1 tRNA gene and 2 rRNA genes (1 of these 3 only partly in view) are annotated in these 1,052 nt (G+C 53.6%); all 3 read right to left on the bottom strand.

Annotated elements, in window-relative coordinates:
• Positions 1–12 precede the first annotated feature (12 nt).
• Positions 13–89 (bottom strand) — tRNA-Met (locus tag DI396_RS16285).
• 95 nt (positions 90–184) lie between these two features.
• Positions 185–299: ribosomal RNA gene (rrf, locus tag DI396_RS16280) — 5S ribosomal RNA — on the bottom strand.
• Positions 300–412: 113 nt separating this feature from the next.
• Positions 413–1,052: ribosomal RNA gene (locus tag DI396_RS16275) — 23S ribosomal RNA — on the bottom strand; it runs 2,194 nt beyond the window's last position.

Here is a 1,052-nt window from a genome sequence, read left to right as displayed (position 1 = left end):
GTTCGATAAAGTTGGTTGCGGGAGTAGGATTTGAACCTACGACCTTCAGGTTATGAGCCTGACGAGCTACCGGGCTGCTCCATCCCGCGACGCTTTGCGGAGCGATTGCTCTGCTGTTCGCTGATCCTGCGTTTTGATTGTAGGATCGTTTCATCGGTAGAGAGATATCTGGGGATTTTACTAGGTTTGGCGATGACCTACTCTCCCACACCTTAAGATGCAGTACCATCGGCGCAGTAGTGCTTAACTGCCGGGTTCGGAATGGATCCGGGTGTTTCACTTACGCTATGATCACCAAACCGAGTAAAATCCCCATGTTTTCCAAGTCTCATACGCTGCTACTGAGGTCGCGTATGCTGCGACCTTGTAGTTTTAAGTGTATGCTTTTGTTCCAGTCTTTCTATTACTGGATCAAATCAAGCCTATCGAGCAATTAGTACCAGTCAACTGAACGCATTGCTGCGCTTACATCTCTGGCCTATCGACGTGGTGGTCTTCCACGGCTCTCAGGGATACCTTGTTTTGAGGGGGGCTTCCCGCTTAGATGCCTTCAGCGGTTATCCTGTCCGATCATAGCTACCCAGCACTGCTCCTGGCGGAACAACTGGTACACCAGTGGATCGTTCACCCCGGTCCTCTCGTACTAGGGGCAACTCCTCTCAAGTATCCTACACCCACGGCAGATAGGGACCGAACTGTCTCACGACGTTCTAAACCCAGCTCACGTACCTCTTTAAACGGCGAACAGCCGTACCCTTGGGACCTGCTCCAGCCCCAGGATGAGATGAGCCGACATCGAGGTGCCAAACACTGCCGTCGATATGGACTCTTGGGCAGTATCAGCCTGTTATCCCCGGCGTACCTTTTATCCGTTGAGCGATGGCCCTCCCACTTGGGACCACCGGATCACTATGGCCGTCTTTCGACTCTGCTCGACTTGTCAGTCTCGCAGTCAGGCTGGCTTCTGCCATTGCACTCAACGAGCGATTTCCGACCGCTCTGAGCCAACCTTCGCGCGCCTCCGTTACGCTTTAGGAGGCGACCGCCCCAGT

It is taken from the genome of Litorivita pollutaquae (genome assembly GCF_003205515.1).
GTDB lineage: Bacteria > Pseudomonadota > Alphaproteobacteria > Rhodobacterales > Rhodobacteraceae > Litorivita > Litorivita pollutaquae.
This window is presented reverse-complemented; position numbering and strand designations above follow the sequence as displayed.